A 24,678-nucleotide genomic window follows, 5' to 3' on the forward strand; every position below is an offset into this window, starting at 1 on the left:
TAAATTCTTGCGGTGAGGACGGTTTGGGGAGCAACCGTTCGACAGGGTCGGCGTAGCGCTCCCCGTGGCGCAAGGCTTTCTATGGCAGTGCTGACTTTCGGGCGTGTGGCTCTGTTCTCGGCCGCGGGCGTTCTCGCAGCGGGCGCGTTTCTCCATTACACCGGTCGCCCCGTTCCCTGGCCGCTCGACCAGGTCCCTTACGGCAAGGTGATCCCGGGACCGGCGAAACCGGTAGCGACGGCTTCCGCACCGGCAGCCGGCGGTAACCGCTCAGGTCAGCCCAACCGGCCGCCGGTGACCGTCGTTACCGCCAAGGTCGAGCGCCGGCCGATGCCCGTCCGGATCGATGCGATCGGCACGGTCCAGGCGATCTCCACCGTCAATATCCGCTCGCGGGTCGACAGCCAGATCATGGCGGTCGAGTTCCGCGACGGCGCCATGGTCAACAAGGGCGACGTGCTGTTCCGGCTGGATTCGCGCCAGCTCGAGGCGCAGTTGCGCCAGGCGGAGGCTAATGTCGCGCGCGACAAGGCTTCGCTGATCGCGGCCGAGTCCGACCTGCGCCGCGCCGAAGAACTGTCGCGACGCGAGATCGCCACCGACGCGCGGCTCGACACCGCCCGCACGGCGGTGAGCACGCTGCGCGCCGCGATCCGCGGCGGCGAGGCGGCGGTCGACAGCCTGCGCGTCCAGCTCAGCTACTACACGATCACAGCTCCGGTCTCGGGGCGCGTCGGCGTCGCCGCCCTCAAGGAGGGGAACATCGCCAAGAGCGGCGACAGCTCGGCCATGCTCGCGACGATCAACCAGATCGACCCGATCTATGTCAGCTTCGCCGTGGCGCAGCGCTATCTGCCGGAGATCCGCGAGGCGATGCAGGCGAAGACGGCCGTCGTCCAGGCGAGCCAGCAGGGCGTCGGCAGGACCATCGAGGGTACGATCGCGGTGATCGACAACGCGGTCGACGCGACGACCGGCACGATCCAGATCCGCGCCAGCTTCGACAACCCCGCCGAGACGCTCTGGCCCGGCGCACTCGGTCAGGTCAGGCTGACGCTGCGAACCGAGCCCGACGCCGTCACGGTACCGCGCGAGGCCGTCCAGACCGGGCAGAACGGCTCCTATGTCTTCGTGATCGAGAACAATGCCGCCCGTGCCCGCCCGATCGTCGTCGCCCGCAATGTCGACGATCGCGCCGTGATCGCGTCCGGCCTCGCCGGTGACGAGATCGTGGTGATCGACGGGCAGCTGCTCTTGACTGAAGGCGCGCGCACGATCGAGCGCGGCCGGGGCGGCCAGAGCCCGCCGGCGCCGAACCTGACCTCCCAGCGGGGGAGCGCCGGCTGATGAACCTGCCCGAGCTCTGCATCCGTCGCCCGGTCATGACGACCCTTCTGATGGCGACGTTCCTGATCTTCGGGCTGTTCGCCTTCAAGCAGCTACCGGTCGCGGCGCTGCCCCGGGTCGATTTCCCCACCATCAATGTCAGCGCCCGCCTGCCCGGCGCCAGCCCCGAGACGATGGCCTCTTCAGTGGCGGCACCGCTGGAGCGCGAATTCGCATCGATCTCCGGCATCACCTCGATGTCGTCGGTCTCGCAGCAGGGCTCGACCTCGATCACCCTGCAGTTCGACCTCAACCGCAACATCGACGGCGCCGCGCTCGACGTACAGGCGGCGCTCAGCGCGACGGTGCGGCGCCTGCCGCCGGAGCTCCCTGCCCCGCCGAGCTTCAGGAAGGTCAATCCGGCCGACCAGCCGGTGCTGTTCATGGTGCTGACCTCGGCGACCAAGCCGCTCTACGAAGTCCATGAGTTCGGCGAGAACATCCTGCAGCAGCAGATCTCGCAACTGCCCGGCGTCGCCCAGGTCAACATCTTCGGCGCGCAGAAATATGCGGTGCGCGTGCGGGTCAATCCCGACGCCGTCTCTGCCCGGGGGCTCTCCCTCGCCGACGTCCGCAGCGCCATCGCCGCGGCCAACTCCAATTCACCGGTCGGGACGCTGAACGGCGCCAATCAGCGCCTGACGCTCGGCGCCACCGGCCAGATGGAGCGGGCCGGCGAATACGGCAACCTGATCATCTCGCAGAAGAACGGCGTGCCGATCCGGCTCAACGACGTCGCTCAGATCTACGATTCCGTCGAGAACGACCAGACCGGCAGCTGGTACAACGGCCAGCGCTCGATCATGCTGGCGGTCTACCGCCAGTCCGACGCCAACACCGTTCAGGTCGTCGATAGCATCAAGGGCAAGCTCGACGCCTATCGCGCGCAATTGCCGGCGGCGATCGAGCTCCACGTCCTCAACGACCGCTCGATCCCGATCCGTGAGGCGGTGGAGGACGTCGAGGTCTCGCTGATGATCGCGATCGCGCTCGTGATCATGGTGATCTTCCTGTTCCTGAAGAGCTTCGCCGCGACGGTGATCCCGACGCTGGCGCTGCCGATCTCCCTGGTCGGCACCTTCGCGATCATGTACGCGCTCGGCTATTCGCTCGACAACATCTCGCTCCTGGCGTTGACGCTCGCAGTCGGCTTCGTCGTCGACGACGCCATCGTCATGCTGGAGAACATCATCCGGCATATCGAGATGGGCAAGAAGCCGTTCCAGGCGGCGCTCGATGGCTCGCGCGAGATCGGCTTCACCATCCTCTCGATCACCATCTCGCTGGTCGCCGTCTTCATCCCGGTCTTCTTCATGGGCGGCGTCGTCGGCAAGGTCTTCGCCACATTCGCCGGTACCATTGCCGCCGCGATCATCGTCTCCGGCTTCGTCTCGCTGACGCTGACCCCGATGCTCTGCGCCCGCTTCCTCAAGGCGCATGACCACCACAAGAAGCCGAACCTCGTCGAACGCGTGTTCGAAGCCGGTTTTCAGGGCATGCTCTCCGCCTATCGCTGGACGCTCGACCTCGTCCTCAAGGCGCGCTTCCTGATGCTGCTGGTGACGCTCGGCACGGTCTATGTCTCGGTCCAACTCTACATGGACGTGCCCAAGGGCTTCTTTCCGACCGAGGACACCGGCCTGCTGCGCGGCGCGACCGAAGGCCCGCCCGACACCTCGTTCGAGGCGATGGCGGCGCGCCAGAGCCGCGTCGCGGAGATCGTCAAGGCCGACCCGGCGATCGACTACCTGACCTCCAACATCGGCGGCTTCAACGCCACCAATAACGGCTTCATGTTCATTGCGCTGAAGCCGAAGGACCAGCGCGACAAGGCCGAGGTCGTGATCGCGCGCCTGCGCCGGGCCGTCTCGGAGGTGCCGGGCATCACCGCGGTGTTCCAGCAGGTCCAGAACATCAACCTCAACGCCGGCCGCTCGTCGCGGGCGCAGTACCTCTATTCGCTGCAGGGGCCGGATCTCGGCGCGCTCTTCAACTATGCGCCGCTGATGCAGCAGCGCCTGGCGCAGCTCCCACAATTGCGCGACGCCAATATCGACCTGCAATTGCGCAACCCACAGCTCTCGATCGACATCGACCGCGAGCGCGCCGCCAGCCTGGGCATCTCCAGCGACCAGATCCGCCAGGCGCTCGGCAACGCCTTCGGCTCGCGCCAGATCGCGACGATCTTCACCCCGGCGACCGACTATCAGGTGATCATGGAGGCCGACCGCGCCTACCAGCAGGATCCGGCGGTGCTGTCGCGCCTAATGCTCAAGGCCGCCAACGGCCAGAACGTGCCGCTCGAGGCGGTGGCGACGATCAAGCCGAGCGTCGGGCCGCTCGCGGTCAACCGGATCTCGCAACAGCCGGCGGTGACGATCTCGTTCAACACCGCGCCCGGCGTCTCGCTGGGCGACGCCGTCAACGCGATCCGCGCTGCCGAGCGCGAGATCAACCTGCCCGCCTCGATCGTCACCAGCTTCGCCGGCTCGGCCCAGCTCTTCCAGGATGCGCTGAAAGGCCAGGGCCTGCTGATCTTCGCCGCGATCCTGGTGATCTATATCATCCTCGGCATTCTCTACGAGAGCTTCATCCACCCGATCACGATCCTGTCCGGCCTGCCCTCGGCGGGCCTGGGCGCCCTGCTCGCCCTGCAGTATTTCCACATGGACCTGTCGGTGATCGCGATCATCGGCATCCTGATGCTGGTCGGCATCGTCAAAAAGAACGCGATCATGATGGTCGACTTCGCGATCGAGCGCCGGAAGATGGGCGACGACGCGCTGACCGCGATCCGCGACGCGGCGCTGGTCCGATTCCGGCCGATCATGATGACGAGCTTCGCTGCGATCTTCGGCGTGCTGCCGATCGCGCTGGGGGCCGGCGCCGGAGCGGAGCTACGCCAGCCGCTCGGCATCGCCGTGGTCGGCGGCCTCGTCGTCTCGCAATTGCTCACGCTCTACATCACCCCGGTCGTCTACTTCTATCTCGACAAGGTCGACAGCTGGCTTTCCGGCCGCGGCCGTGGCGAGCGGGAGGAATCGGCGTCGGTTCCAGGTGCGATCCCGGTCGCGATCCCGCAGGCTGTGCATCGCCAGCCGGATTGAGGGAGCGTTCGGCCTGCTTCTTGGCCATCCCGGACGGTGCCTCGGCTCCGGCCTTCTGGCGTTAACGATGAAGCCCTCTTTACGGGGGCGGAAATGTGGCACCGGTTGAGTCTTAACGAAAAGTAAACTAAGCCAATCCAGCGGCGGACAATGAACCAGCGAGCGATGGAGAGATCGCGGTGTTTCGTGTCCGTAATGTCGACTGCCTGCGTTCCGATCCTGTCCCGCCGACCGGTTCCAGCTCCTCGACAGAAGTGACTTCCGTTTCGCGCGGCCGCAGCAGCGGCCTGCGCCTCGTCGCCATGGCCGGCCTCGGGCTCGCGCTCGGCGCCGGCGGCACGATCCTGACCGTTTCGCTCGTCCAGGCCGAGGACGATGCCGGCATCCGCGCCTTCCATCGCGAGGAGGCAGCCCGCCGCGCAGAGCGCATGCCGACAAGGGCCGCGTTCGCCTCCGTTCCCGTTTCGGCCTATGCGCCGTCGCGCCAGACCTGGTCCCTACCGTTCTTCCAGCAGGCGCGCCCGGACGGGCGTCTCGCACCGCCACCGGTCGAGCTCAATCCGTTCAAGCCGGTCCAGGCCGCGCGCAAGCAGGCGCAGCAGAAGCGGAAGCTGCCGGCGATCCGCTACGACACCGTCTCCGGCGCAGCCGATGTGACGCGGACCATTTGCGTGCGGCTGTGCGACGGCTTCCAGGCGCCGATCGGCCATTTGCGTAGCCAGTCCGATCTCAGGGCGCATGAGGCGCTCTGCCAGGCCGCCAATCCTGGCGTGCCGGTCAAGATCTTCAAGGTCGCGGCCGGCGCCGCGACGATCGACGACGCCGTGGCGAGCGACGGCAAGACCTATCGCCAGCTGCCGATGGCCTATGCCTATGAGCGCGGCGCCGATCCGGCCTGCCGGCCTGCCATCGCGACCGCGAAGGATCGCCGCGTCTCGCTGCTGCGCGACTTCACCTTGCGCCCGGGCGACAGCATCGTGCTCGACGGGCGGGTGCGGACCTTCACCGGCGGCAAATGGCCTTACACGGCCGCGGATTTTCGCGATTTCCGCGGTTCGCCCGAGCTGACCGCCAGCGACCGCCGCAAGATCGACGAGACGGTCGGCATCTCGCATATGGAAGCGCAGGTCCGTGCCCTGCGCCGGCAGATGCGGGTGCGTGAGGCCAGCCTGCACGACGACAACTATGCCAGCGATGCTGATGCGCTCGGCCTGCGAGGCCTGCTCAATCCGCGCGATCCGCTCGCCAATCCGCCACGCGTCGTGCTGCAGACGCCGTTCGCGCGGAATTAAACGCTGACAGGATAATTATCTCAGGCTTTTTATCCTAGGATAATTCACCCATATCCCGTCGAAAGACCGATGGACGGCGGCCTGCCCTTCCGGCACATTCGCTGCATTGCAGCATGGAGCCGAGCATGACCACCAAGACGCCGCGCCAGTTCTTCCGCCCGCTGGCGATCGGCGCGCCCGAGCCCTATCGCGAGCTGCCGCTGCGGCTGGAGCGGATGATCCATTTCGTGCCGCCGCACCTCGAGAAGGTCCGCGCCAAGGTTCCCGAGCTCGCCGGCCAGGTCGACATCGTGCTCGGCAATCTCGAGGACGCCATTCCGGTCGAGGCCAAACAGGCCGCCCGCGACGGCTTCATCGAGCTGGCGAAGGCGACCGATTTCGGCGCCACCGGCCTGTGGACCCGGGTCAATGCGCTGAACTCGCCCTGGTTCCTCGACGACATCGCCGCGATCATGGCCGAGATCGGCGGCAAGCTCGACGTCGTCATGGTGCCGAAGGTCGAGGGGCCCTGGGACATCCACTATGTCGACCAGCTGCTGGCGCAGTACGAGGCGCGCCATGCCCTGCCCAAGCCGGTGCTGATCCACGCCATCCTCGAGACCGCCGAGGGCGTGAAGAACGTCGATGCGATCGCCACCGCCTCGCCCCGCATGCACGGCATGAGCCTGGGCCCAGCAGACCTTGCCGCCTCCCGCGCCATGAAGACCACGCGCGTCGGCGGCGGCCATCCCGAATACAAGGTCATCGCCGACCCTTCGCCCGATGGCGGCCCGCGCGCGATCGCGCAGCAGGATCTCTGGCACTACACCCTCGCCAAGATGGTCGATGCCTGCGCCTCGGCAGGCCTGAAGCCCTTCTACGGACCGTTCGGCGATTTCTCAGACGGTGCTGCCTGCGAGGCGCAGTTCCGCAACGCCTTCCTGCTCGGCTGCGCCGGCGCCTGGACGCTGCATCCCTCGCAGATCGAGATCGCCAAACGCGTCTTCAGCCCCGATCCGGACGAGGTCGCCTTCGCCGGGCGCATCCTGGAGGCGATGCCCGACGGTTCGGGCGCGGTGATGATCGACGGCAAGATGCAGGACGACGCGACCTGGAAGCAGGCCAAGGTCATCGTCGATCTGGCGCGGCAGGTTGCAGCGCGCGATCCGGCGCTCGCGGCCCGCTACGGATTCTGAGCCTCCCCGCGACATCCGTGGATATTGACGCATTTGCGACGTAATCCTACGTCAAGCGCTTGGGTGCGGCGATACCGGCCGTGACGGGCCGGGTTTGGGCTGAACGAGGATCATGGAATCACGCACGGCGAAATTCCGCATCGGCGACGTGGTTCGCCATCGCGTCTACCCGTTTCGGGGCGTGATCTTCGACGTCGATCCGGTCTTCTCGAACTCGGATGAGTGGTGGCTGGCGATCCCGGAGCATCTGCGGCCGTCCAAGGACCAGCCCTTCTATCACCTCTTCGCCGAGAACGAGGAGACCGAGTATGTCGCCTATGTCTCGGAACAAAATCTCGTGATCGACGAGTCCGGCCAGCCGATCCGCCATCCGCAGGCACGCGAATATTTCCGGCGCGACCGCAAGGGCAAGTACCGGCTCGACAAGGCTGAGCTGAACTGATCCGCCAGCCTGCCAGTCGACATGCTGCGTGCTGACGAAAGGCCAGTTTCGTGAGCACCAGCCATGCCGACATCGTCATTCTCGGTGGCGGCCATAACGGGCTCGTCTGCGCCTTCTATCTGGCCAAAGCCGGGCTGAAGGTCATCGTGCTGGAGCGGCGCGCCGTGGTCGGCGGCGCGGCGGTCACCGAAGAATTCCATCCCGGCTTCCGCAATTCCACGGCGAGCTACACGGTCAGCCTGCTCAATCCGCGCATCATCGCGGAGATGGAGCTGGCACGGCACGGGCTGCGCATCGTCGAGCGGCGCCTGGCGAACTTCCTGCCGCTGCCGGATGGGCGCTATCTCGCTGCCGGCGAGGGGCGCACGGAAGCGGAGGTGGCGAAATTCTCCGCCCGCGACGCGGAGCGGCTATCGACCTATGGCGCGCGGCTGGAACGGATCGCTGCGATCCTGCGCGAGCTCGTGCTGCAGCCGCCGCCCAATCTCGGGGATGGCGGCTGGCTGGCGGCGCTGCCGCAGATGCTGGACGCGGCTGCGCTCGGGCGGCGCATCGCCGGCCTCGACCAGTCCGGCCGGCGCGATCTCCTCGACCTCTTCACCAAATCGGCCGGCGACTGGCTCGACGGCTGGTTCGAGAGCGATCCGGTCAAGGCACTGTTCGGCTTCGACAGCGTCGTCGGCAATTACGCCAGCCCCTACACGCCGGGGTCGGCCTATGTGCTGCTCCATCACGTCTTCGGCGAGGTCAACGGCAAGCGCGGCGCCTGGGGCCATGCGCTCGGCGGAATGGGCGCGATCACGCAAGCCATGGCGCGGGCCTGCGCGGAACAGGGCGTCGAGATCAGGCTAGAGACGCCAGTCGCGCAGGTCCTGACCGAGAAGGGCCGCGCTATCGGCGCCGTGACCGAGCGCGGCGACGTGGTGCGGGCCCGCGCCGTGGTGTCGAACCTGCATCCGCGCCTGCTGTTCGAGCGCTTCGTCGATCCGGCGATCATCCCAGCCGATTTCGGCGAGCGCATCCGCCGCTATGCTTCGGGCTCCGGCACCTTCCGGATGAATCTGGCGCTGTCGGAGTTGCCGCGCTTCGCCTGCCTGCCTGAGCCGGGCGACCATCTCACCGCCGGCATCATCATCGCGCCGTCGCTCGCCTATATGGACCGCGCCCATGCGCAGGCAAGGCTGTCGGGCTGGTCGCGCGAGCCGATCGTCGAGATGCTGATCCCGTCGACCCTCGACGACAGCCTCGCTCCACCTGGCCGGCATGTCGCGAGCCTGTTCTGCCAGCATGTCGCCCCACAGCTGCCAGACGGCGAGAGCTGGGATCAGCATCGCGATACGGTCGCCGATCTGATGATCGAGACCGTAGATCGTTACGCCCCGGGCTTTCGCGCTTCGGTAGTTGGCCGGCTGGCGCTGGCGCCGAGCGATCTGGAGGAGCGTTTCGGGCTGGTTGGCGGGGACATCTTCCATGGCCGGCTGACGCTCGACCAGCTCTTCAGCGCCCGCCCGGTGCTCGGCCATGCCGATTATCGCATGTCGGTGCCGGGCCTCTATCTCTGCGGCTCTGGCGCGCATCCCGGCGGCGGCGTCACCGGTGCGCCGGGCCACAATGCCGCCCGCTCGGTGGTCGTCGATCTGCAACCTCGGCGCTTCAGACTGCGGCCACAGCGAGCGTGACCGACCCCAGGCTCAAGAATTGCTGCTGACGCGTTCCGCCTGCGGGAAGCGGGCGCCGAAGGCCCCTTCCCGCTCGGGCGGCAGCCGCACCAGCAGGCTGAGCGCGCCGTCCTCGGCATCCTCGCGCTCGAGGATCTCGCCATTGGCATGCAGCCATGCCAGCGACTTGCCGTCGCCCGGTTCCAGAGTGAGGCGGTAGACCGGCCGCGTACGTGCGATGCGCCGCTCGATCGCATCGGTCAACCGTTCCATGCCCTCGCCGGTCAGCGCCGAGACCAGCACCGGCCGGGAGGCACCCGGCTTGAGCTCGGTCAGAGCCGCCTGCCGTTCGCGCTCGTCGCCCGAGAGCAGATCGGCCTTGTTCCAGACCTCGATGACGCGCTCGCCGTCCTCCGGGTCGATGCCCAGATCGCGCAGGATGCTCTGGACGTCGGCGGCCTGGGCCTGTGTGTCCTCATGCGAGACGTCGCGGACATGCAGCAGCACATCGGCCTCGATCGCATCTTCCAGCGTGGCACGGAAAGCCGCGACGAGCTGCGTCGGCAGGTCGGAGATGAAGCCGACCGTGTCGGAGAGCATGATCCTGGCGCCATGCGGCAGCTTCAGCGCCCGCGCCGTCGGGTCGAGCGTGGCGAAAAGCATGTCCTGCGCCAGCACCTCCGCCGACGTCAGCCGGTTGAACAGCGTCGACTTGCCGGCATTGGTGTAACCGACCAGCGCAACCACAGGATAAGGCACGCGTTTGCGGCTGGCGCGATGCAGCGAGCGCGTGCGCTTCACGCTGTCGAGCTCGCGCTCGATCTTGGTCATCCGCTCCTGGATGATGCGCCGGTCGGCCTCGATCTGGGTCTCGCCCGGGCCGCCGAGGAAGCCGAAACCGCCGCGCTGGCGTTCCAGGTGGGTCCAGGAGCGGACGAGCCGGCTCTTCTGGTAGTTGAGATGGGCGAGCTCGACCTGCAGCGCGCCTTCGCGCGTGCGGGCGCGCCGGCCGAAGATCTCGAGGATCAGGCCGGTGCGGTCGATGACCTTGCAGCCGAAGGCCTTTTCGAGATTGCGCTGCTGCACCGGCGACAGGGCGCAGTCCATCACGACGAGGCCGATTTCCTCGATCTTGACGCGCTCGGCGAGCTCCTCGACCTTGCCCTTGCCGAGATAGGTCGCGGGCCGCAGCGCGGTCAGCACCACGGGAATCGCCTCGACGATCTGGAGGTCGATGGCTCCGGCGAGGCCGAACGCCTCGTCAAGCCGCGCCGCGTGGCTACGCTGGTTCTCATCGCCTGCGGCCGCCCGGCTCGTGGCATGGCGCGCCAGATAGGGACCGATCACAAAGGCGCGAGTGTCGGCGGCCAAGGCATGCTCGGCCGCATCGATCGAGATCCCGATTGCGCTTCCGCTTCCAGTCGTCGACCCGCCGGCCTTGGCGCCCACGGTCAGGCCTTGTCCGTGTCCTCGGGCTCGAACAGCTGCACCGGATGGCCGGGCATGATTGTCGAGATCGCATGCTTGTAGACGAGCTGGGAATGCCCGTCGCGGCGCAGCAGGACGCAGAAATTATCGAACCAGGTGACGACGCCCTGCAGTTTGACGCCGTTCACGAGAAAGATGGTGAGGGGAATCTTCTGCTTGCGGACGTGGTTGAGAAAGGTGTCCTGGAGATTTTGAGCCCGCTCGGCGGCCATGGGTAACCCCTGTTGTTGGGATCGCAGCTCGGCTTGCACCTGCGATCCAGATCGTTCCGTTCGGCTTCGACGCCAATCGCCGGGCCATCGGAACACCGATGTTCCATTAGATCGCGACCCAGCAAGCGCGCGCAAGGGTTGCGAGGCGCGAATTTCGATCGGTCGCCTTGCGTGCAGCGCAACACGGCCCCCGGTTCTCAGCCCACCCCTAGCGATTTCAGCTTACGGTGCAGGGCTGAACGCTCCATGCCGATGAACTCCGCAGTTCGGGAAATGTTGCCGGAGAAGCGTGCGATCTGCGCCATCAGATATTCGCGTTCGAAGATCTCGCGGGCGTCGCGCAACGGCAGGCTCATCAACTTCTCGCCGCCCGAGCCGGACGGCGTCGTCGGGACCATGGCGCCGACCTCGGCCGGCAGCATCTCGACCGTGATCTCTGCCGTTGGATCGCCCTTGGTCAGGATCATCAGCCGCTCGACATTGTTGCGCAGCTCGCGGACATTGCCCGGCCATTCATGCGATTGCAGGATCGCCATGGCGTCACCGCCGATCCGGCGCTTGGGCAGGCCGGTCGCGACCGAGATTTGATCCATGAAGAACTCGATCAGCTCGGGCACGTCCTCACGGCGTTCTGACAGGGCCGGTACGCGGATCGGCACGACACCGAGCCGGTGATAGAGATCTTCGCGCAGTTGGCCGTCGGCGATCAACTTGGCGAGGTCGCGGCTGCTGGAGGAGATGATCCGGACATCGACATGGACGCGGGTGGCGCCGCCGACGCGCTGGAAATTCTGGTCGACGAGCACGCGCAGAATGCGGTTCTGGGTCTCGCGCGGCATGTCGCCGATCTCGTCGATGTAGAGCGAGCCGCCATGGGCTTCCTCGAGCGCGCCGACACGGCGCGAACGCCCATCGCCGCCCTCGACGCCGAACAGCTCCTCTTCCATTGTCTCGGGCGTGATCGTCGCCGCATTGATCACGACGAAGGGACCGGCCGAGCGGGTCGAAGCATCGTGGAGGGTGCGCGCGGTCAATTCCTTGCCGCAGCCCGGCTCGCCGGTGATCAGCACGCGGGCATTGGTCGGCGCGACGCGCTCCAGCGTCTGGCGGAGCTGGTTGACGGCGGTCGAGCGGCCGACGATCCGGCTGGCCTGAACCGAGCGGGTCTTGAGCTCGCGCACCTCGCGCCGCAGCCGCGAGGCTTCCAGCGCCCGCTCGGCGACGAGCACGAGCCGGTCGGCCTTGAACGGCTTCTCGATGAAGTCATAGGCGCCGCTCTTGATCGCCGAGACGGCGGTCTCGATGTTGCCGTGGCCGGAGATCATCACCACCGCCAGGTCGGGATGGCTCTCCTTGATCAGTTCCAGCACCTGCAACCCGTCGAGCCGGCTGCCTTGCAGCCAGATGTCGAGGAAGACGAGATTGGGCCGCCGTGCCGCGATCGCGGCCAGCGCCTCGTCGGCGGAGCCCGCCTTGCGCGTCCGATAGCCTTCGTCCTCCAGGAGCCCGGCCACCAGCTCGCGGATATCAACCTCGTCGTCGACGACGAGAATGTCAGCACTCATGCCTTCGTCCCGTTCACTTCTCGTGGGGCGGAAACCGCCGTGCTCTTGCCTGTTTCTGATCGATCTTCGCCGGCCGGCGGCGGGCCGGTCTCGATGAACCAGAGCCTGATCTGCGCGCCGCGCGTGCCGTCGGGACGGTCGAGAAGCTCGATGCCGCCACCATGGTCCTCGAGGATCTTGCCGACGATGGCGAGGCCAAGTCCGGTCCCGCCGTCGCGCGTGGTCATATAGGGCTCGAGCAGCTTCTGGCGCTGGTCGGCCGGCAGCCCCTTGCCGTTGTCGAGGATGTCGATGACGATCCGGCCGTCCCGCGTCCGCTCGAAACCGATCTCGATGCGGCCCTTGCCGCGCTCCTCGGCCGGCACCGCCTGGATCGCCTCGGTCGCGTTCTTGATGACATTGGTCAGGGCCTGCGAGATCAAGCGCCGGTCGAAATGCGCCATGACCGGCGTTTCAGGCAGGTTGTCGGAGATGTCGATCTCGGGGTTGCCGACTCGCATCAGGAAGGTGACCTGCCGTGCCGTCTCGACGATGTCGTCCCGCGCCGGCGAGGGCTTCGGCATGCGCGCGAAGGACGAGAATTCGTCGACCATCCGCCGGATATCCTCGACCTGCCGCACGATGGTGGCGGTGCACTGGTCGAAGATCTCCCTGTCGTCAACGATAACGCGGCCGAACTTGCGCCGGATGCGCTCGGCCGAGAGCTGGATCGGCGTCAGCGGGTTCTTGATCTCATGGGCGATACGGCGAGCGACATCGGCCCAGGCAGCAGTGCGCTGCGCCGAAACGAGATCGGAGATGTCGTCGAGCGTCACCACCAGCCCGGCACCTGCGCCCTCGCCTTCACGCGTCGCCCGGATGTTGACCATGCGGTCGCGACCGCCGCGCGTGATCGCAACCTGGGTGGAACTCAGCCGCTGGCGGTTAGTGAGCGCTTCCGCGACGAAGCCTGCGATCTCCGGCACGACCCGCGCGACCGGTTCGCCGAGTAGGCGCCCGCCGGCACCGAGCAGAGTCTCGGCCGAACGATTGCTGATCGTGACGTGTCCGTCCTCGTCGATGCCAAGCACGCCGGAGGAGACCCCGGAGAGCACCGTCTCGGTGAAGCGCCGACGCCGGTCGATCACCTCGCTCGCGGTGACCAGACCGTCGCGCTGGCGGCGAAGCTCGGCGGTCATCTTGTTGAAGGTCTCGCCGAGATGGGCGAGGTCGCCCTCCGCCCGCCGGATCGGGACCTGGACGTAGAAGTTGCCGCTGGAGACCTGATCGGTCGCGTGGATCATCCGCCGGATCGGGGCGACGAGGCCGTTAGCGAAGTTGAGGCCGAGCCAGATCGCCGAGAGCAGCAGGATCACCGAGATCAGCGCGTACATCGAGGCGAAGGCGATCTGCACGCCTTTGCGCCGCGCATCGATGCCGAGATATTCGACGGCAGCGCCGCGCGCGACGGCGGGAAACTCGACGGCGAGCGGATCGACCTCGCGAGCGACGTAGAGAAAGGCGCCGTCATAGGTCGGCAGCTTTATCAGCGCGCCGAAGACCCGGCCGGTCGACGGCAGAACACAGATCGGCTCCGGCGAGCTCTGGGCATCGTCGAAGGCTTCGGGATTCGGTTTGTGCGGATCGCGCAGCACGTCGATATTGGCCCGGACGAGAATTTCATCCGGTGGCTTCATGATCCATACGACCGGCAAGCCGAGCGCCGTGGCGCGCGCCGTCAGGAAATTCTCGAACCAGCGCCGATCGGCGTCGTAAGCTGTCTTTGCCCGCCCGAGATCGTCCGAGAGCAATCGGATTTCCCGCCCGAGCGAGCGGCATTGCCCGGTGGTGTAGGCATCGGCGACCTCGACGGATTTGAAGATCACGTCGCGCATGCGATCCGAGAACCAGGGCTCGAGGCCGCGCTCCAACGTCGCCGTGGCGATGATCGCGACGAGGACGGCCGGCAGCGCCGCGACGATGCTGAACAGGCCGACGATCCGCACATGCAGGCCGGCCGCGGCCACGCCTCTGCGCCTGGCGCGAATCAAGACTGCCGCCTCGAAGGCGACGATGATCAGCAGCAGCAGGATCAGCAGGCCGTTGATGACGAAGACGCCGACCACGACCTCGTGGACCGGTGCGACCGGCGTCGCGCCCGAGAGCACGAGGAAGGTCGTGAGCGCCGAGACCAGCGCGAAACCGACGACGAGCGCGCCGAGCCAGCCCGAGACCCGGCGGGGCGGGTCGTCAGTCCGGGGCGCCATGCGCATGTCACCGGTCGAGGCCGTCAAAGCGATGTCGAAGCTCCGCTGCTGTGACGCCTTCTTGGCGTCACGCGACGCACTGATGCGCCGCCGCAACGGTGTTGTCAAAATATGACAGATGCAAGGCAGCCACAGTCCCTTGTCATCACCTGGGCGAACGGACCACCTGCATGTCGAGTTCGCGGATCTTCTTGCGCAAGGTGTTGCGATTCAGTCCCAGCAGTTCGGCGGCCCGGATCTGGTTGCCGCGCGTTGCCGCCAGGGCGGCTGCAATCAGCGGCGGCTCGATCTCGCGCAGGATGCGGTGATACAGCCCCGGCGGCGGGATCTGGTCGCCAAACCCGCCGAAATACTGGCCGAGATGGCGCTCGACCGAGCCCGAGAGCGTTTCAGCCCGCTCCGGCGTGGAGCCGCTGCCGGCCTGCACGGGAACACCGCTCGCCGGTTGCAGCTCGGCCTCGACGATCGGCGCGGTGATCGTCTCCTGCGGATAGAGCGCGGCCAGACGCCGCACCAGATTCTCCAGCTCGCGGACGTTGCCGGGCCAGCGATAGCGCCGCAGCACATCCATCGCCTCCGAATCGATCTGCTTGCGCGGCAGCCCTTCCTTCTCGACCAGCGCGAAAAAATGACGGACGAGATCCGGAATGTCCTCGACCCGCTCGCGCAGCGGGGGCAGGCGGATCGGCACGACGTTGAGGCGGAAGAACAGATCCTCGCGGAACAGTCCGTGCGCGATCGAGATGCGCAGGTCCTTGTTGGTGGCGGCGACGATGCGGACATTGGTCTTGATCGGTGTGCGGCCGCCGACCGTGGTGTATTCGCCCTGCTGGAGCACGCGCAAAAGCCGTGTCTGCGCCTCCATCGGCATGTCGCCGATCTCGTCGAGGAAGAGCGTGCCGCCCTCCGCCTGCTCGAAACGCCCGGAGGACCGTGTCAGCGCACCGGTGAAGGCACCCTTCTCGTGTCCGAACAACTCCGACTCGATCAGGTCCTTCGGGATCGCCGCCATGTTGATCGCGACGAATGGCCCGTTGCGGCGCTTGCCGTAGTCGTGCAGCGCGCGGGCGACCAGTTCCTTGCCGGTGCCGGACTCGCCGTTGATCATCACGGTCAGGTCGATCGGCATCAGCCGCGCCAGAGCGCGATAGACGTCCTGCATGGCCGGCGAACGGCCGACCAGCGGGATGTCCTCCGGCTCGGCGGCGTGATTGCGCGGGGCGTCGCCACGCGGCCGCGACAGGGCCCGTCCGACGATGGCGACGAGCTCCTTCAGGTCGAAGGGCTTGGGCAAGTATTCGTAGGCGCCGCGCTCGGAAGCCTTGATCGCGGTCATGAAGGTGTTCTGCGCGCTCATCACGATAATGGGCAGCTCGGGCCGGACCCGCTTGATGCGCGGCAGCAGGTCGAATGCGTTGCCGTCCGGCATCACGACGTCGGTGATGATGAGATCGCCGAGCCCTTGCGCCGCCCAGGTCCACAGCGTCGCGGCCTGGCCGGTGGTGCGGACTTCGTAGCCGGCGCGGGCGAGCGCCTGGTTGAGGACGGTGCGGATCGCGGCGTCGTCGTCGGCAATGAGGATGTTACCCGTCGGCATGCGCTTTTCCGTGTCCTACTCGTCTTTCATCCGGCCTGAGACGGCTTCGCCTCGTGCAGGGGCAATCGAATGCGGAATGTCGTGCGTCGCGGCGCGGACTCGCATTCGACGATTCCACCGTGATCGCCGATCACCTTGGCGACGAGTGCAAGTCCAAGGCCACTTCCCTGCGCCTTGGTGGTGACGAAGGGATCGAACAGGTGCTGGTGCAGGTCCGGAGGCACGCCCGGACCGTTGTCGCGCACGCCGATCTCGAGCGGCAGAGCGAGCCTCGTGCCGGAGCCGGGCGTCTGCATGCGAATGCCGGGGCGGTAAGCAGTGGTCAGTGTGATCTCGCCGTCGATGGCGTCGTTGCCGATCGCCTCGGCTGCATTCTTGACCAGGTTGAGCAGGACCTGGACGAGCTGGTCGCGATTGCCAGCGACCGGCGGCAGCGAGGGATCGTAGACCTCGCTGAAGCGGATATGGCGGGCGAAGCCCGAATGGGCCAGCCGCTTCACATGGTCGAGCACGTCATGGACGTTGACCGGCCCGCGCTCGCTCGGGCGCTCGTCGCCGAACAGCTCGACGCGCTCGACCAGCTTCACGATCCGGTCGGCCTCATCACAGATCAGCTGCGTCAGCAGGCGGTCATCGTCCTCGACCGAGGATTCCAGCAACTGTGCCGCGCCGCGGATGCCGGAGAGCGGGTTCTTGATCTCGTGCGCCAGCATTGCGCCGAGCGCGGTGATCGAGCGCGCCGCCCCGCGATGCGTCAATTGCCTGTCCATTTTTTCGGCAATTGTCCGTTCTTGCAGCAAAAGCACCACGGCATCAGGCTGACTGGGCAATAGTGAGGCAAAGACGTCGACCACCCGGTCGAGGCCGAGCCGGGGCGAAGCGAGCTCCAGCCGGTACTCGCTGACGCTGGCGCCGCGCCGCTGCACCTCTTCGACCAGCGTCAGGACCGGCGAGCCGAAGGCGACGAGATCGTCGAGGCGCTGGCGCTTCAGGACGATCGCGCTGGCCTGGAAGAAGTCCTCGGCGGCGGTGTTGGCGTAGAGGATGCCGTGCCCCTCCCCGATCACCAGGACGGGCATGGGCAGGACGTTCAGCGCCTGGATCTCGAGCAGGTCGGACAAGGGATCGTGCCGCTCCTCCACACCGTCGTTGAACATCGCCATCGTCATATGCGGGACTTTCGTGGTCAGGCGGCCGCGTCGACACGGTCGGTCGAGAACAGCCGCGCGAGCGCAGTGATGGCGCGCGTCGGCTCGTTGGTGGTCAGGAGCTCGCGCCGTGCCGTCTCGTTCGGTTCCAGCCCACTGGCGAGCGCCTCGTCGGCATAGGCGGCGAGATGCTTGCGGGCATGGCGCACGCCGGTCTCGCGCCCCATCAGGGACAGGAGCCCTTCATAGTGCTCGCAGGCGATGTCATGCTTGGTGGCGAGCGATATCGGCGCCGGCTTGCGGCCGGCAAGCGCGGCCCCGATTGAACCCGGCAGCCAGGGGCGCCCTGTCGCAGCACGCCCGACCATGACGTAGTCGGCGCCCGATTGCTCCAGGCAGGCCTGCGCCTGCGCGAGCGTCGCGATGTCGCCGTTGGCGACCAGCGGGAACGCCCCCGCGGCGCGCACCGGGCGGATCGCCGCCCAATCGGCCTGGCCCTTGTAGAATTGCTGACGCGTGCGACCATGCACAGTGATCGCGGCCGCGCCGGCGCAGACGGCCCGGCGCGCCAATTCGGGTGCATTGCGGCTGGCATCGTCCCAGCCGAGCCGCATTTTGACGGTGACCGGGACCTTGACCGCCGCGACCACCGCTTCGACCAAGCCGACGGCGTGATCGAGATCGCGCATCAGCGCCGAGCCGGCCCAGCCGCCGACCACGCGTTTGGCCGGGCAGCCCATATTGATGTCGACGATATCGGCGCCCGACGCTTCGGCGAGCCGTGCAGCCTCGGCGAGCCAACGCGCCTCGCAGCCGGCGAGCTGAACGACATGTGGCGTGACGCCCTCTCCCTCGGCCCGCAGACGAGCCTCCTCGCTGCCGCGGACGAGTTCGTCCGAAGCGACCATTTCCGAGACGACGAGCCCGGCACCGAAGCGCGCGGCGATCCGGCGCATGGCCAGATCGGTCACGCCCGACATCGGAGCCAGGAAGGCGGGCGAAACCGGTAGCAGCCCGCCAATTGCCGTTTTGCGCTCGCCCGAATTTGAGGCAATTTCCATTCTGCTGATTTATTGGACAAATGCTGCAATGCGCAAGACAATTTCACGACATATTGCATTGCAGTATCAGCGTGTGCGTCCGACGCCGATCGTCGCGTGGCAATGACGGCTTGGCGACAGGGCCGAGCCGTCCTATCAGCGAGCCCCGGACATAGCGGAGCCCCGATACTTGATGACGCCGGCGATCGCCGCACTGATCGTTGCCGCCGGACGCGGCCTGCGCGCCGGAGCCGAGGCTCCCAAGCAATACCGGCGGCTCGGCGGCGTGCCTGTCCTGTGCCGCACGCTCGCGCCTTTCCTTGCCGACAATCGGATCGGCACCGTGCTGGTGGTAGTCGGCGCCGGCGACCGCGCCCGTTATGACGACGCGATCGGTCGGCTTCCGGAAGCGGCGCGCGCCCGGCTGACCGCACCGATTGACGGCGGCGAGACCCGGCAGGATTCGGTTCGCGCAGGACTGGAAGCGCTCGCCGCAACCGGCTTCGACGGCAGCGTGCTCGTGCACGACGCAGCCCGCCCCTTCGTCTCGCCAGCCTTGATCGAACGCGCCTTGGTAGCCAGCGCCGAGCATTCCGCCACCATCCCGGCGCTCGCCGTCACCGACACGGTCAAGCGTGTCGATGCCGCCGGCCTGATCGAGGAGACCCTGCCGCGCGAACAGCTCGTCTTCGTGCAGACGCCCCAGGCCTTCGCCTTCCAGCCGCTGCTCGCCGCGCATAGAAGGGCTCATGCCGACGCAGCCGGCGGGTTCACCGACGATTCCGCCATCATGGAATGGGCTGGCCACCGCGTCGCCACCTTCGCCGGAGATCCGATGAACCTGAAGCTGACCTATCCTGGCGATTTCGAGCAGGCCGAGCAGCGCCTCGCCCGCCCGCTCGCGACCCGGACCGGCACGGGCTATGACGTCCACGCCTTCAGCGAGGGCGACCATGTCTGGCTCGGCGGCGTCCGGATTCCGCACAGCCGCGGCGTCACCGCCCATTCCGACGGCGACGTCGCCCTGCATGCGCTCACCGATGCCGTGCTGGGCGCCTTGGCCGATGGCGACATCGGCAGCCATTTCCCGCCCAGCGATCCGCAATGGCGCGGCGCCTCCTCTGATCGCTTCCTCGCCTTCGCCGCAAACCGTGTCCGGCAGCGCGGCGGGCGGATCGATCATCTCGACCTGACCGTCGTCTGCGAGGGACCGAAGGTCGGCCCGCATCGCGATGCCATCCGCGCCCGCATCGCCGAGATCGCGGGACTGCGGCTCGACCAGGTCGGCGCCAAGGCGACGACCTCGGAGCGCCTAGGCTTCACCGGGCGCGGCGAAGGCCTCGCCGCGCTCGCCACTGCCACGATCCGCCTGCCCGAGCCGGAGTGAGACCATGTTCGATCTCGACATCCGTTCGCTTGCCGCCGAATTGCTGAACATCTCCCGAGAGCGCGGCATCACCGTCGCGACGGTCGAATCCTGCACCGGCGGGCTCGTCGCCGGTGCGCTGACGGCTGTCTCCGGCTCGTCGAGCATGGTGCTGGGCGGCCTCATCACCTATTCCAACGAGGCGAAGACGGCGCTGGCCGGTGTTCCGGCCGAGCTGATCCTTGCTCATGGCGCAGTCAGCGAGCCGGTCGCGCGCGTCATGGCGGAAGGCGGCCGCGAGCGGCTGTCGTCACGGCTCGCCGTCTCGATCACCGGCATCGCCGGCCCGGACGGCGGTAGCGAGGCGAAACCGGTCGGGCTGGTGCATTTCGCCTGCGCCAACGGCGCACGGACATTGCACCGCGAGAAGCGTTTCGGCGCGACGGGACGCGACGAGATCAGGCGCCTCAGCGTGCTGGAGGCGCTCGACCTGCTGCGCGAGGCCGCGCTGACGATCGAATAGGCTGCGGTGCCTATTTCGGCGAAAGCTGCCGCCAGATCGCGCCGACGATGTCGGCATAGTCGTCGCTCCAGGGACGGGTCGTCCCCGGTCCGACCTGCTGCTTCCACCCCTTCACGACCGGACCCGGATCGACGCCCGGCCGCGTGACCACTGCGACGCTCGGAGCGGTTTTCAGGGCTTGCAGATCGGCTTCGGTCCGAACCGGGCTGTTGATCCAGGTCGTCAGCCCCTGCCCTGCCGCCGTCGCCCTGACCACGGATTGAAGCTCCATGTTCCGGTTGGAGATGTGCAGGAGCACGGCTCCATCCGGCTTGAGCTTGCGCATATAGAGCGCCAGGGCCTCGCTGGTGAGCAGATGGACCGGGATCGCGTCGGACGAGAACGCATCGACGACGATCAGGTCGAGCGAGCCGTTGCTCGCGTCGCCGAGCGTCAGCCGCGCATCGCCGATGACGAAGGTCGGCTTGGGTGCACAGGCGCTGAAGAAGCTGAAGCGGGCCGGATCGGTCGCGATTCCGATCACGGCCGGATCGATCTCGTAGAAGCGCCAATCCTCGCCGGTGCGGGCCTGGCAGGCGAGCGAACCCGTCCCGACGCCGATCGCGGCGACGGCGCCAAGGGTGCCTCCCCTCGCCTGGCGAACGGAGTCGATGCCGTCGGCAATGCCGCCGCCGGTGAAGTAATAGGTCAACGGCTCCGGGCGCCCGGACACCGGCGTACCGTCATCCTGACGCAGGCGTTGCGCACCATGGATCGTGCTGCCGTGACTGAGTACGCGGAAGCGGCCCGCCTGCATCTCGGTGATCCGGTGCACGCCGAAGAAGGAGCGAACCATGTCCGTCCGGGTGGTTTCACGGGCGATGAGCGCCGTCATTGCGACAACGGCCAGGCAAGCGAGCGCGGCACCTTGCCGCCGCGACGGCCGGACGGAGGTGAAACCCGGGCGGCAGAGCATGCCTGCCACGACCAGAAGCGGATACTCGGCCACGGAATTGAACAGTAATGGCGCCAGCAAGGCGGCGAACACGCCGCCCAGCACACCGCCGAACGACATCCAGAGGTAGAAGCTCGTCAGCTGCGCCGCTGACGGCCGCAGCCGCGCCAGCTCGCCATGCGCGACCATCGCCGTGACGGACAGAATGGAGAGATGGAGGACGAGTTCGCTGCCCCAGCCCAGGCGCAGGTTGAACACCATCGAGGCCATGTAGCAGAGGACGAGCAGCAGCTGCGCGTTCAGCATCCAGCCATGGCGCAGCAGCGGCTTACGCTGGAAGACTATGACGAAGGTCAGCAGGAAGAGTGCGAGCGGGGCGACCCAAAGCAGCGGGCCGGCCGCAACGTCGGTCGAAATATGCGCCGTTACGGCGACCAGCAGGCCAGACGGCACGAAGGCAAGGAAGAGCCAATGCAACTTGCGGCCGGCAGGGATCGGCTCGGCCATGAGCGGGGCGGTATCGCGCGTGCCCGCCGCCGACCCGACGCACAATCCGGCGCAAGCCGTGATGCCGGCGAGCAGCAGACCGAAACCCCAGGCCCAGGCCGAAGCCTGTGTCGCCAGTCTGAGGGCGGGTTCGACCGCGAACGGATAGGCGAGCAAAGCGAGGAAGCTGCCGATGTTGGAGGCAGCATAGAGGAAGTAGGGATCGCGGGCATGGGCATGGCCCGTCCGGGCGAACCAGGCCTGCAGCAACGGGCCGTTTGCGGAGACAGCAAAGAAGGGCAACCCGACCGAGGCGGCGAAGAGCAGCAGGAGCCAGGCGAATTCGCCTTGTTGCGGCGGGCGCTCAAAGCCCGCGGCGATGCCGATCGGCAGCGAGGTCGCCACGACCACGATCATCAAGGCGATGTGGATCAGGGCGGCGCGCCGGACGCTGAAGCGCCTGACCAGCCAATGCGCATAAGCGTAGCCCGCGAGCAGAATCGCCTGGAAGAAGACCATCGCCGTCGACCAGACTGCCGGTGAGCCGCCGAGCTTCGGCAGCACCATCTTGGCGAACATCGGCTGGATGCCGAAGAGCAGGAACGCTGAGAGAAAGATTGTACCGATATAGACCGGCAGCATCGCGCTCATTCGGCGCGCGCCGACATCGACGTCCGCCTGCACAACTGGAGCTTCCATGTCTTCCCCCCGCCGAAACGAGGGGAACAATGGTGCAAGCCCCTTAAAACTAGGTGAGCGCCGCCGGGCCGCTTCGCCCGTAAATTGCATCGGCGCGCTTCTCGAAGGCTTCGGCGAACTTGCGGAAGGCTTTGTCGAACATCGCGCCCATCAAGAGGCCGAGCATGCGGCTGGCGAACTCGTAGGAGATGAAGAAGCCGATCTCGCTGCCCGTATCGAGCGGCTTGAAGCTCCAGCGGTTCTCCAGATAGCGGAACGGCCCGTCGACATATTCGACGACGATCTTGAGGTTCGCCGGATCGAGCGTGACGCGGCTGGTGAAGGTCTCGCGGATCGCCTTGTAGCCGACGGTCATGTCGGCGAGCAGCACTTCGCCGCCGCCCTCGCGCGGCGTGCGCCGGCGGACCGTCAGCCCCTCGCAGAGCGGCAGGAACTGCGGGTACTTCTCGACATCCGCCACGAGCGCGAACATCTCTTCGGGTGAGTGCTTCACCCGGCGGGTGTTGTTGAACATCGGCATGAGTACGGAGCCGATCAGCTGCCGAGCTTGGCTGCGCGAGCTGCCCGCAGCTTGGCGAAATCCTCGCCGGCATGGTGAGAAGAGCGCGTCAGCGGCGTCGAGGAGACCATCAGGAAGCCCTTCACATAGGCGATGGTCTCGAAGCTCTTGAACTCGTCCGGGGTGACGAAGCGCACGACCTCATGGTGCTTGCGCGATGGTGCCAGGTACTGGCCGATGGTGATGAAATCGACCTCGGCCGAGCGCAGGTCATCCATCAGCTGCAGCACCTCGTTCCGCTCCTCGCCGAGGCCGACCATAATGCCGGACTTGGTGAAGATGGTCGGGTCGAGCTCCTTCACCTGCTGCAGCAGCCGCAGCGAATGGAAGTAGCGGGCGCCGGGACGCACCTTCAGATACTTGCCGGGGACCGTCTCGAGATTGTGGTTGAAGACGTCGGGCTTGGCCGCGACGACGACCTCGAGCGCGCCGGGCTTGCGCAGGAAGTCCGGCGTCAGGATCTCGATCGTCGTGCCGGGCGAGGCCTCGCGGATGGCGCGGATGACGCGGGCAAAATGCTCGGCGCCGCCGTCCCTGAGATCATCGCGGTCGACCGAAGTGATCACGACATGTTCGAGGCCGAGCTTGGCGACGGCGTCGGCGACCTTGCGCGGCTCGTCATGGTCGAGCGCTTCGGGCACGCCGGTCTTGACGTTGCAGAAGGCACAGGCGCGCGTGCAGGTGTCGCCCATGATCATGAAGGTGGCGTGCTTCTTCTCCCAGCACTCGCCGATATTGGGGCAGCCCGCCTCCTCGCAGACCGTGACGAGCTTCTCGGCCTTCACGATTTTTTGGGTTTCGGCCCATTTGGGCGAGCCCGGCGCTTTGACCCGAATCCAGTCCGGCTTGCGCAGGATCGGGTTCTCCGGCCGCTTCTGCTTTTCCGGATGGCGCAGTTCCGGCTTCACCTCGGATTTCGGGTTGCCGGCATTGGGGCGCGGATCGCGGTTGAGGAGGTCGAGCACGACGGCCATAGACGGGTCCGTTACCTGGCGCCGCGCATCACGGCGCGGCCACTCCCGTCTAGCTAATGCCGAAGCGCCTCGCGAGCAACCCGCGCGCCGCGGGACTCAGTTGCGCACTGCGCGCCAGACCACGATCAACAGGCAGGCGCCGGCGATCGCCGCAGTCAGCGTGCGCCAGAAGCCGAAGACCGGAATGTCCAGCAGCTCCGCGATGCGGCTGCCGACGAAAGAGCCGGCAACGCCGACAATCATGTTGGTGAAGAGGCCGTGATCGGACGAAGTCACGCGCTCGGCGATCCAGCCGGCAAGAACGCCGATCAGCAGTGTCATGAAGAAGCCATAGCCCGGCGTGCCGAGCGCGGCATAGATCTGGTCGTTCATGGCAATCCCCCTGCCCTCAAGTCCGGCCAGCCGGCCGCAGTCTGCAACGCACCACCCGCGCGCTGGTTCCGTCAGGCGATGAAGCGGGCCAGCAGCACCACCAGGATCGCGCCGATCACCGCCATCGCCATCGCATCGAGGAAGCGGTAGCCGGTGCTGGCGCGCCAGCCGGTGACGTGGACGATGCCCTGCCCGACCAGCATGCCGAGCAGGCCGACCACGGCATGGCGCAGGAAGCCGCCTCCCCCGACGACCAGGCTGGCGATGAAGCCCGCGCCGGTACCGAACGCCACTGGAGGCAGAAGCCGGCGCCAGTCGAGCGCGAGCTTCGTGCCGGGCGGCAGGATCTCGATCTTGTCGTCCGGAACGATCCGATCCGGTTTGGCGGATTTGCGGGCGCGCGTCATCG

The 24,678-nt window shown here is 67.0% G+C and carries 21 protein-coding genes; 9 read left to right on the top strand and 12 right to left on the bottom strand.

Annotation, left to right across the window (positions count from 1 at the left end; genetic code table 11):
• Positions 1-81 precede the first annotated feature (81 nt).
• From ACFPOB_RS06405 to ACFPOB_RS06430, 6 genes are all read left to right on the top strand, one after another.
• Positions 82-1,347: an efflux RND transporter periplasmic adaptor subunit gene (locus ACFPOB_RS06405; RefSeq protein ID WP_377796838.1), complete on the top strand. Its 1,266-nt coding sequence runs from the start codon at positions 82-84 to the stop codon at positions 1,345-1,347.
• Positions 1,347-4,493 carry an efflux RND transporter permease subunit gene (locus ACFPOB_RS06410; RefSeq protein WP_377796839.1) on the top strand — a complete coding sequence of 1,049 codons (3,147 nt, stop codon included), beginning with the start codon at positions 1,347-1,349 and terminating at the stop codon, positions 4,491-4,493. Before ACFPOB_RS06405 ends, ACFPOB_RS06410 begins: the two co-directional genes overlap by 1 nt.
• A 179-nt stretch (positions 4,494-4,672) precedes the next feature.
• Positions 4,673-5,785, top strand: a complete 1,113-nt coding sequence (locus ACFPOB_RS06415; protein WP_377796840.1) for a DUF2865 domain-containing protein — start codon at positions 4,673-4,675, stop codon at positions 5,783-5,785.
• 125 nt (positions 5,786-5,910) lie between these two features.
• Positions 5,911-6,960 (top strand): HpcH/HpaI aldolase/citrate lyase family protein, encoded by a 1,050-nt coding sequence (locus tag ACFPOB_RS06420; protein ID WP_377796842.1) that lies wholly within the window; start codon positions 5,911-5,913, stop codon positions 6,958-6,960.
• Between the two features lie 112 nt (positions 6,961-7,072).
• The gene (hspQ, locus tag ACFPOB_RS06425; RefSeq protein WP_091829030.1) at positions 7,073-7,402 is read left to right on the top strand and encodes a heat shock protein HspQ; all 330 of its coding nucleotides are present in this window, start codon (positions 7,073-7,075) and stop codon (positions 7,400-7,402) included.
• Between the two features lie 50 nt (positions 7,403-7,452).
• Positions 7,453-9,081, top strand: a complete 1,629-nt coding sequence (locus ACFPOB_RS06430) for a phytoene desaturase family protein (RefSeq protein WP_377796843.1) — start codon at positions 7,453-7,455, stop codon at positions 9,079-9,081.
• Between the two features lie 12 nt (positions 9,082-9,093).
• Here ACFPOB_RS06430 and hflX read toward each other — a convergent pair whose 3' ends face one another.
• The 7 genes from hflX to dusB all read right to left on the bottom strand — a co-directional run bounded on the left by hflX (position 9,094) and on the right by dusB (position 18,371).
• Complete coding sequence (gene hflX, locus ACFPOB_RS06435; protein WP_377796845.1) at positions 9,094-10,431, bottom strand: GTPase HflX; 1,338 nt, start codon at positions 10,429-10,431, stop codon at positions 9,094-9,096.
• Between the two features lie 80 nt (positions 10,432-10,511).
• Positions 10,512-10,760 (bottom strand): RNA chaperone Hfq, encoded by a 249-nt coding sequence (gene hfq, locus ACFPOB_RS06440; protein WP_057192822.1) that lies wholly within the window; start codon positions 10,758-10,760, stop codon positions 10,512-10,514.
• 197 nt (positions 10,761-10,957) lie between these two features.
• Entirely contained in the window at positions 10,958-12,325 is a 1,368-nt protein-coding gene (gene ntrX, locus ACFPOB_RS06445; RefSeq protein WP_377796847.1) for a nitrogen assimilation response regulator NtrX, read from the bottom strand.
• Positions 12,322-14,571: a sensor histidine kinase NtrY-like gene (locus ACFPOB_RS06450; protein ID WP_377796849.1), complete on the bottom strand. Its 2,250-nt coding sequence runs from the start codon at positions 14,569-14,571 to the stop codon at positions 12,322-12,324. Before ACFPOB_RS06450 ends, ntrX begins: the two co-directional genes overlap by 4 nt.
• Positions 14,572-14,716: 145 nt before the next feature.
• A complete protein-coding gene (ntrC, locus tag ACFPOB_RS06455; RefSeq protein WP_092153877.1) occupies positions 14,717-16,168 on the bottom strand; it encodes a nitrogen regulation protein NR(I) in 1,452 nt (483 codons plus the stop codon).
• Positions 16,169-16,194: 26 nt separating this feature from the next.
• The gene (locus ACFPOB_RS06460) at positions 16,195-17,247 is read right to left on the bottom strand and encodes a two-component system sensor histidine kinase NtrB (RefSeq protein ID WP_377797336.1); all 1,053 of its coding nucleotides are present in this window, start codon (positions 17,245-17,247) and stop codon (positions 16,195-16,197) included.
• Positions 17,248-17,354: 107 nt separating this feature from the next.
• Positions 17,355-18,371: a tRNA dihydrouridine synthase DusB gene (gene dusB / locus ACFPOB_RS06465; protein WP_377797338.1), complete on the bottom strand. Its 1,017-nt coding sequence runs from the start codon at positions 18,369-18,371 to the stop codon at positions 17,355-17,357.
• Here dusB and ACFPOB_RS06470 point away from each other — a divergent pair.
• The 3 genes from ACFPOB_RS06470 to ACFPOB_RS06480 all read left to right on the top strand — a co-directional run bounded on the left by ACFPOB_RS06470 (position 18,271) and on the right by ACFPOB_RS06480 (position 20,245).
• Entirely contained in the window at positions 18,271-18,483 is a 213-nt protein-coding gene (locus ACFPOB_RS06470; RefSeq protein ID WP_377797351.1) for a hypothetical protein, read from the top strand. The two genes, dusB and ACFPOB_RS06470, sit on opposite strands and share 101 nt — an antisense overlap.
• A gap of 66 nt (positions 18,484-18,549) precedes the next feature.
• Positions 18,550-19,743: a bifunctional 2-C-methyl-D-erythritol 4-phosphate cytidylyltransferase/2-C-methyl-D-erythritol 2,4-cyclodiphosphate synthase gene (locus tag ACFPOB_RS06475; RefSeq protein WP_377796850.1), complete on the top strand. Its 1,194-nt coding sequence runs from the start codon at positions 18,550-18,552 to the stop codon at positions 19,741-19,743.
• Between the two features lie 4 nt (positions 19,744-19,747).
• Positions 19,748-20,245, top strand: a complete 498-nt coding sequence (locus ACFPOB_RS06480) for a CinA family protein (protein ID WP_377796852.1) — start codon at positions 19,748-19,750, stop codon at positions 20,243-20,245.
• Positions 20,246-20,255: 10 nt separating this feature from the next.
• Here ACFPOB_RS06480 and ACFPOB_RS06485 read toward each other — a convergent pair whose 3' ends face one another.
• The 5 genes from ACFPOB_RS06485 to ACFPOB_RS06505 all read right to left on the bottom strand — a co-directional run bounded on the left by ACFPOB_RS06485 (position 20,256) and on the right by ACFPOB_RS06505 (position 24,676).
• Positions 20,256-22,364, bottom strand: coding sequence for a fused MFS/spermidine synthase (locus tag ACFPOB_RS06485; protein WP_377796853.1), 2,109 nt, complete (start codon positions 22,362-22,364; stop codon positions 20,256-20,258).
• 49 nt (positions 22,365-22,413) lie between these two features.
• Positions 22,414-22,884: a type II toxin-antitoxin system RatA family toxin gene (locus ACFPOB_RS06490; RefSeq protein WP_377796855.1), complete on the bottom strand. Its 471-nt coding sequence runs from the start codon at positions 22,882-22,884 to the stop codon at positions 22,414-22,416.
• 14 nt (positions 22,885-22,898) lie between these two features.
• Positions 22,899-23,897: a lipoyl synthase gene (lipA, locus tag ACFPOB_RS06495; RefSeq protein ID WP_377796856.1), complete on the bottom strand. Its 999-nt coding sequence runs from the start codon at positions 23,895-23,897 to the stop codon at positions 22,899-22,901.
• 96 nt (positions 23,898-23,993) lie between these two features.
• The gene (locus ACFPOB_RS06500) at positions 23,994-24,269 is read right to left on the bottom strand and encodes a GlsB/YeaQ/YmgE family stress response membrane protein (RefSeq protein WP_092153865.1); all 276 of its coding nucleotides are present in this window, start codon (positions 24,267-24,269) and stop codon (positions 23,994-23,996) included.
• Between the two features lie 71 nt (positions 24,270-24,340).
• Positions 24,341-24,676 (bottom strand): GlsB/YeaQ/YmgE family stress response membrane protein, encoded by a 336-nt coding sequence (locus tag ACFPOB_RS06505; protein WP_377796858.1) that lies wholly within the window; start codon positions 24,674-24,676, stop codon positions 24,341-24,343.
• Between the last annotated feature and the right edge of the window lie 2 nt (positions 24,677-24,678).

The sequence above is a fragment of the Allobosea eneae genome (assembly GCF_042657265.1).
Lineage (GTDB): Bacteria > Pseudomonadota > Alphaproteobacteria > Rhizobiales > Beijerinckiaceae > Allobosea > Allobosea eneae.

Bases quoted from the DNA above. Each gene is read 5' to 3' on its own strand.
- ntrX (WP_377796847.1), bottom strand. From the start codon at position 12,325: ATGAGTGCTGACATTCTCGTCGTCGACGACGAGGTTGATATCCGCGAG.
- ACFPOB_RS06480 (WP_377796852.1), top strand. From the start codon at position 19,748: ATGTTCGATCTCGACATCCGTTCGCTTGCCGCCGAATTGCTGAACATC.
- ACFPOB_RS06505 (WP_377796858.1), bottom strand. From the start codon at position 24,676: ATGACGCGCGCCCGCAAATCCGCCAAACCGGATCGGATCGTTCCGGAC.
- hspQ (WP_091829030.1), top strand. From the start codon at position 7,073: ATGGAATCACGCACGGCGAAATTCCGCATCGGCGACGTGGTTCGCCAT.
- ACFPOB_RS06485 (WP_377796853.1), bottom strand. From the start codon at position 22,364: ATGGAAGCTCCAGTTGTGCAGGCGGACGTCGATGTCGGCGCGCGCCGA.
- lipA (WP_377796856.1), bottom strand. From the start codon at position 23,897: ATGGCCGTCGTGCTCGACCTCCTCAACCGCGATCCGCGCCCCAATGCC.
- ACFPOB_RS06405 (WP_377796838.1), top strand. From the start codon at position 82: ATGGCAGTGCTGACTTTCGGGCGTGTGGCTCTGTTCTCGGCCGCGGGC.
- ntrC (WP_092153877.1), bottom strand. From the start codon at position 16,168: ATGCCGACGGGTAACATCCTCATTGCCGACGACGACGCCGCGATCCGC.
- ACFPOB_RS06500 (WP_092153865.1), bottom strand. From the start codon at position 24,269: ATGAACGACCAGATCTATGCCGCGCTCGGCACGCCGGGCTATGGCTTC.
- ACFPOB_RS06410 (WP_377796839.1), top strand. From the start codon at position 1,347: ATGAACCTGCCCGAGCTCTGCATCCGTCGCCCGGTCATGACGACCCTT.
- ACFPOB_RS06475 (WP_377796850.1), top strand. From the start codon at position 18,550: ATGACGCCGGCGATCGCCGCACTGATCGTTGCCGCCGGACGCGGCCTG.
- ACFPOB_RS06420 (WP_377796842.1), top strand. From the start codon at position 5,911: ATGACCACCAAGACGCCGCGCCAGTTCTTCCGCCCGCTGGCGATCGGC.
- ACFPOB_RS06470 (WP_377797351.1), top strand. From the start codon at position 18,271: ATGGCCAGATCGGTCACGCCCGACATCGGAGCCAGGAAGGCGGGCGAA.
- hfq (WP_057192822.1), bottom strand. From the start codon at position 10,760: ATGGCCGCCGAGCGGGCTCAAAATCTCCAGGACACCTTTCTCAACCAC.
- ACFPOB_RS06490 (WP_377796855.1), bottom strand. From the start codon at position 22,884: ATGCCGATGTTCAACAACACCCGCCGGGTGAAGCACTCACCCGAAGAG.
- ACFPOB_RS06460 (WP_377797336.1), bottom strand. From the start codon at position 17,247: ATGCCCGTCCTGGTGATCGGGGAGGGGCACGGCATCCTCTACGCCAAC.
- ACFPOB_RS06450 (WP_377796849.1), bottom strand. From the start codon at position 14,571: ATGGCGCCCCGGACTGACGACCCGCCCCGCCGGGTCTCGGGCTGGCTC.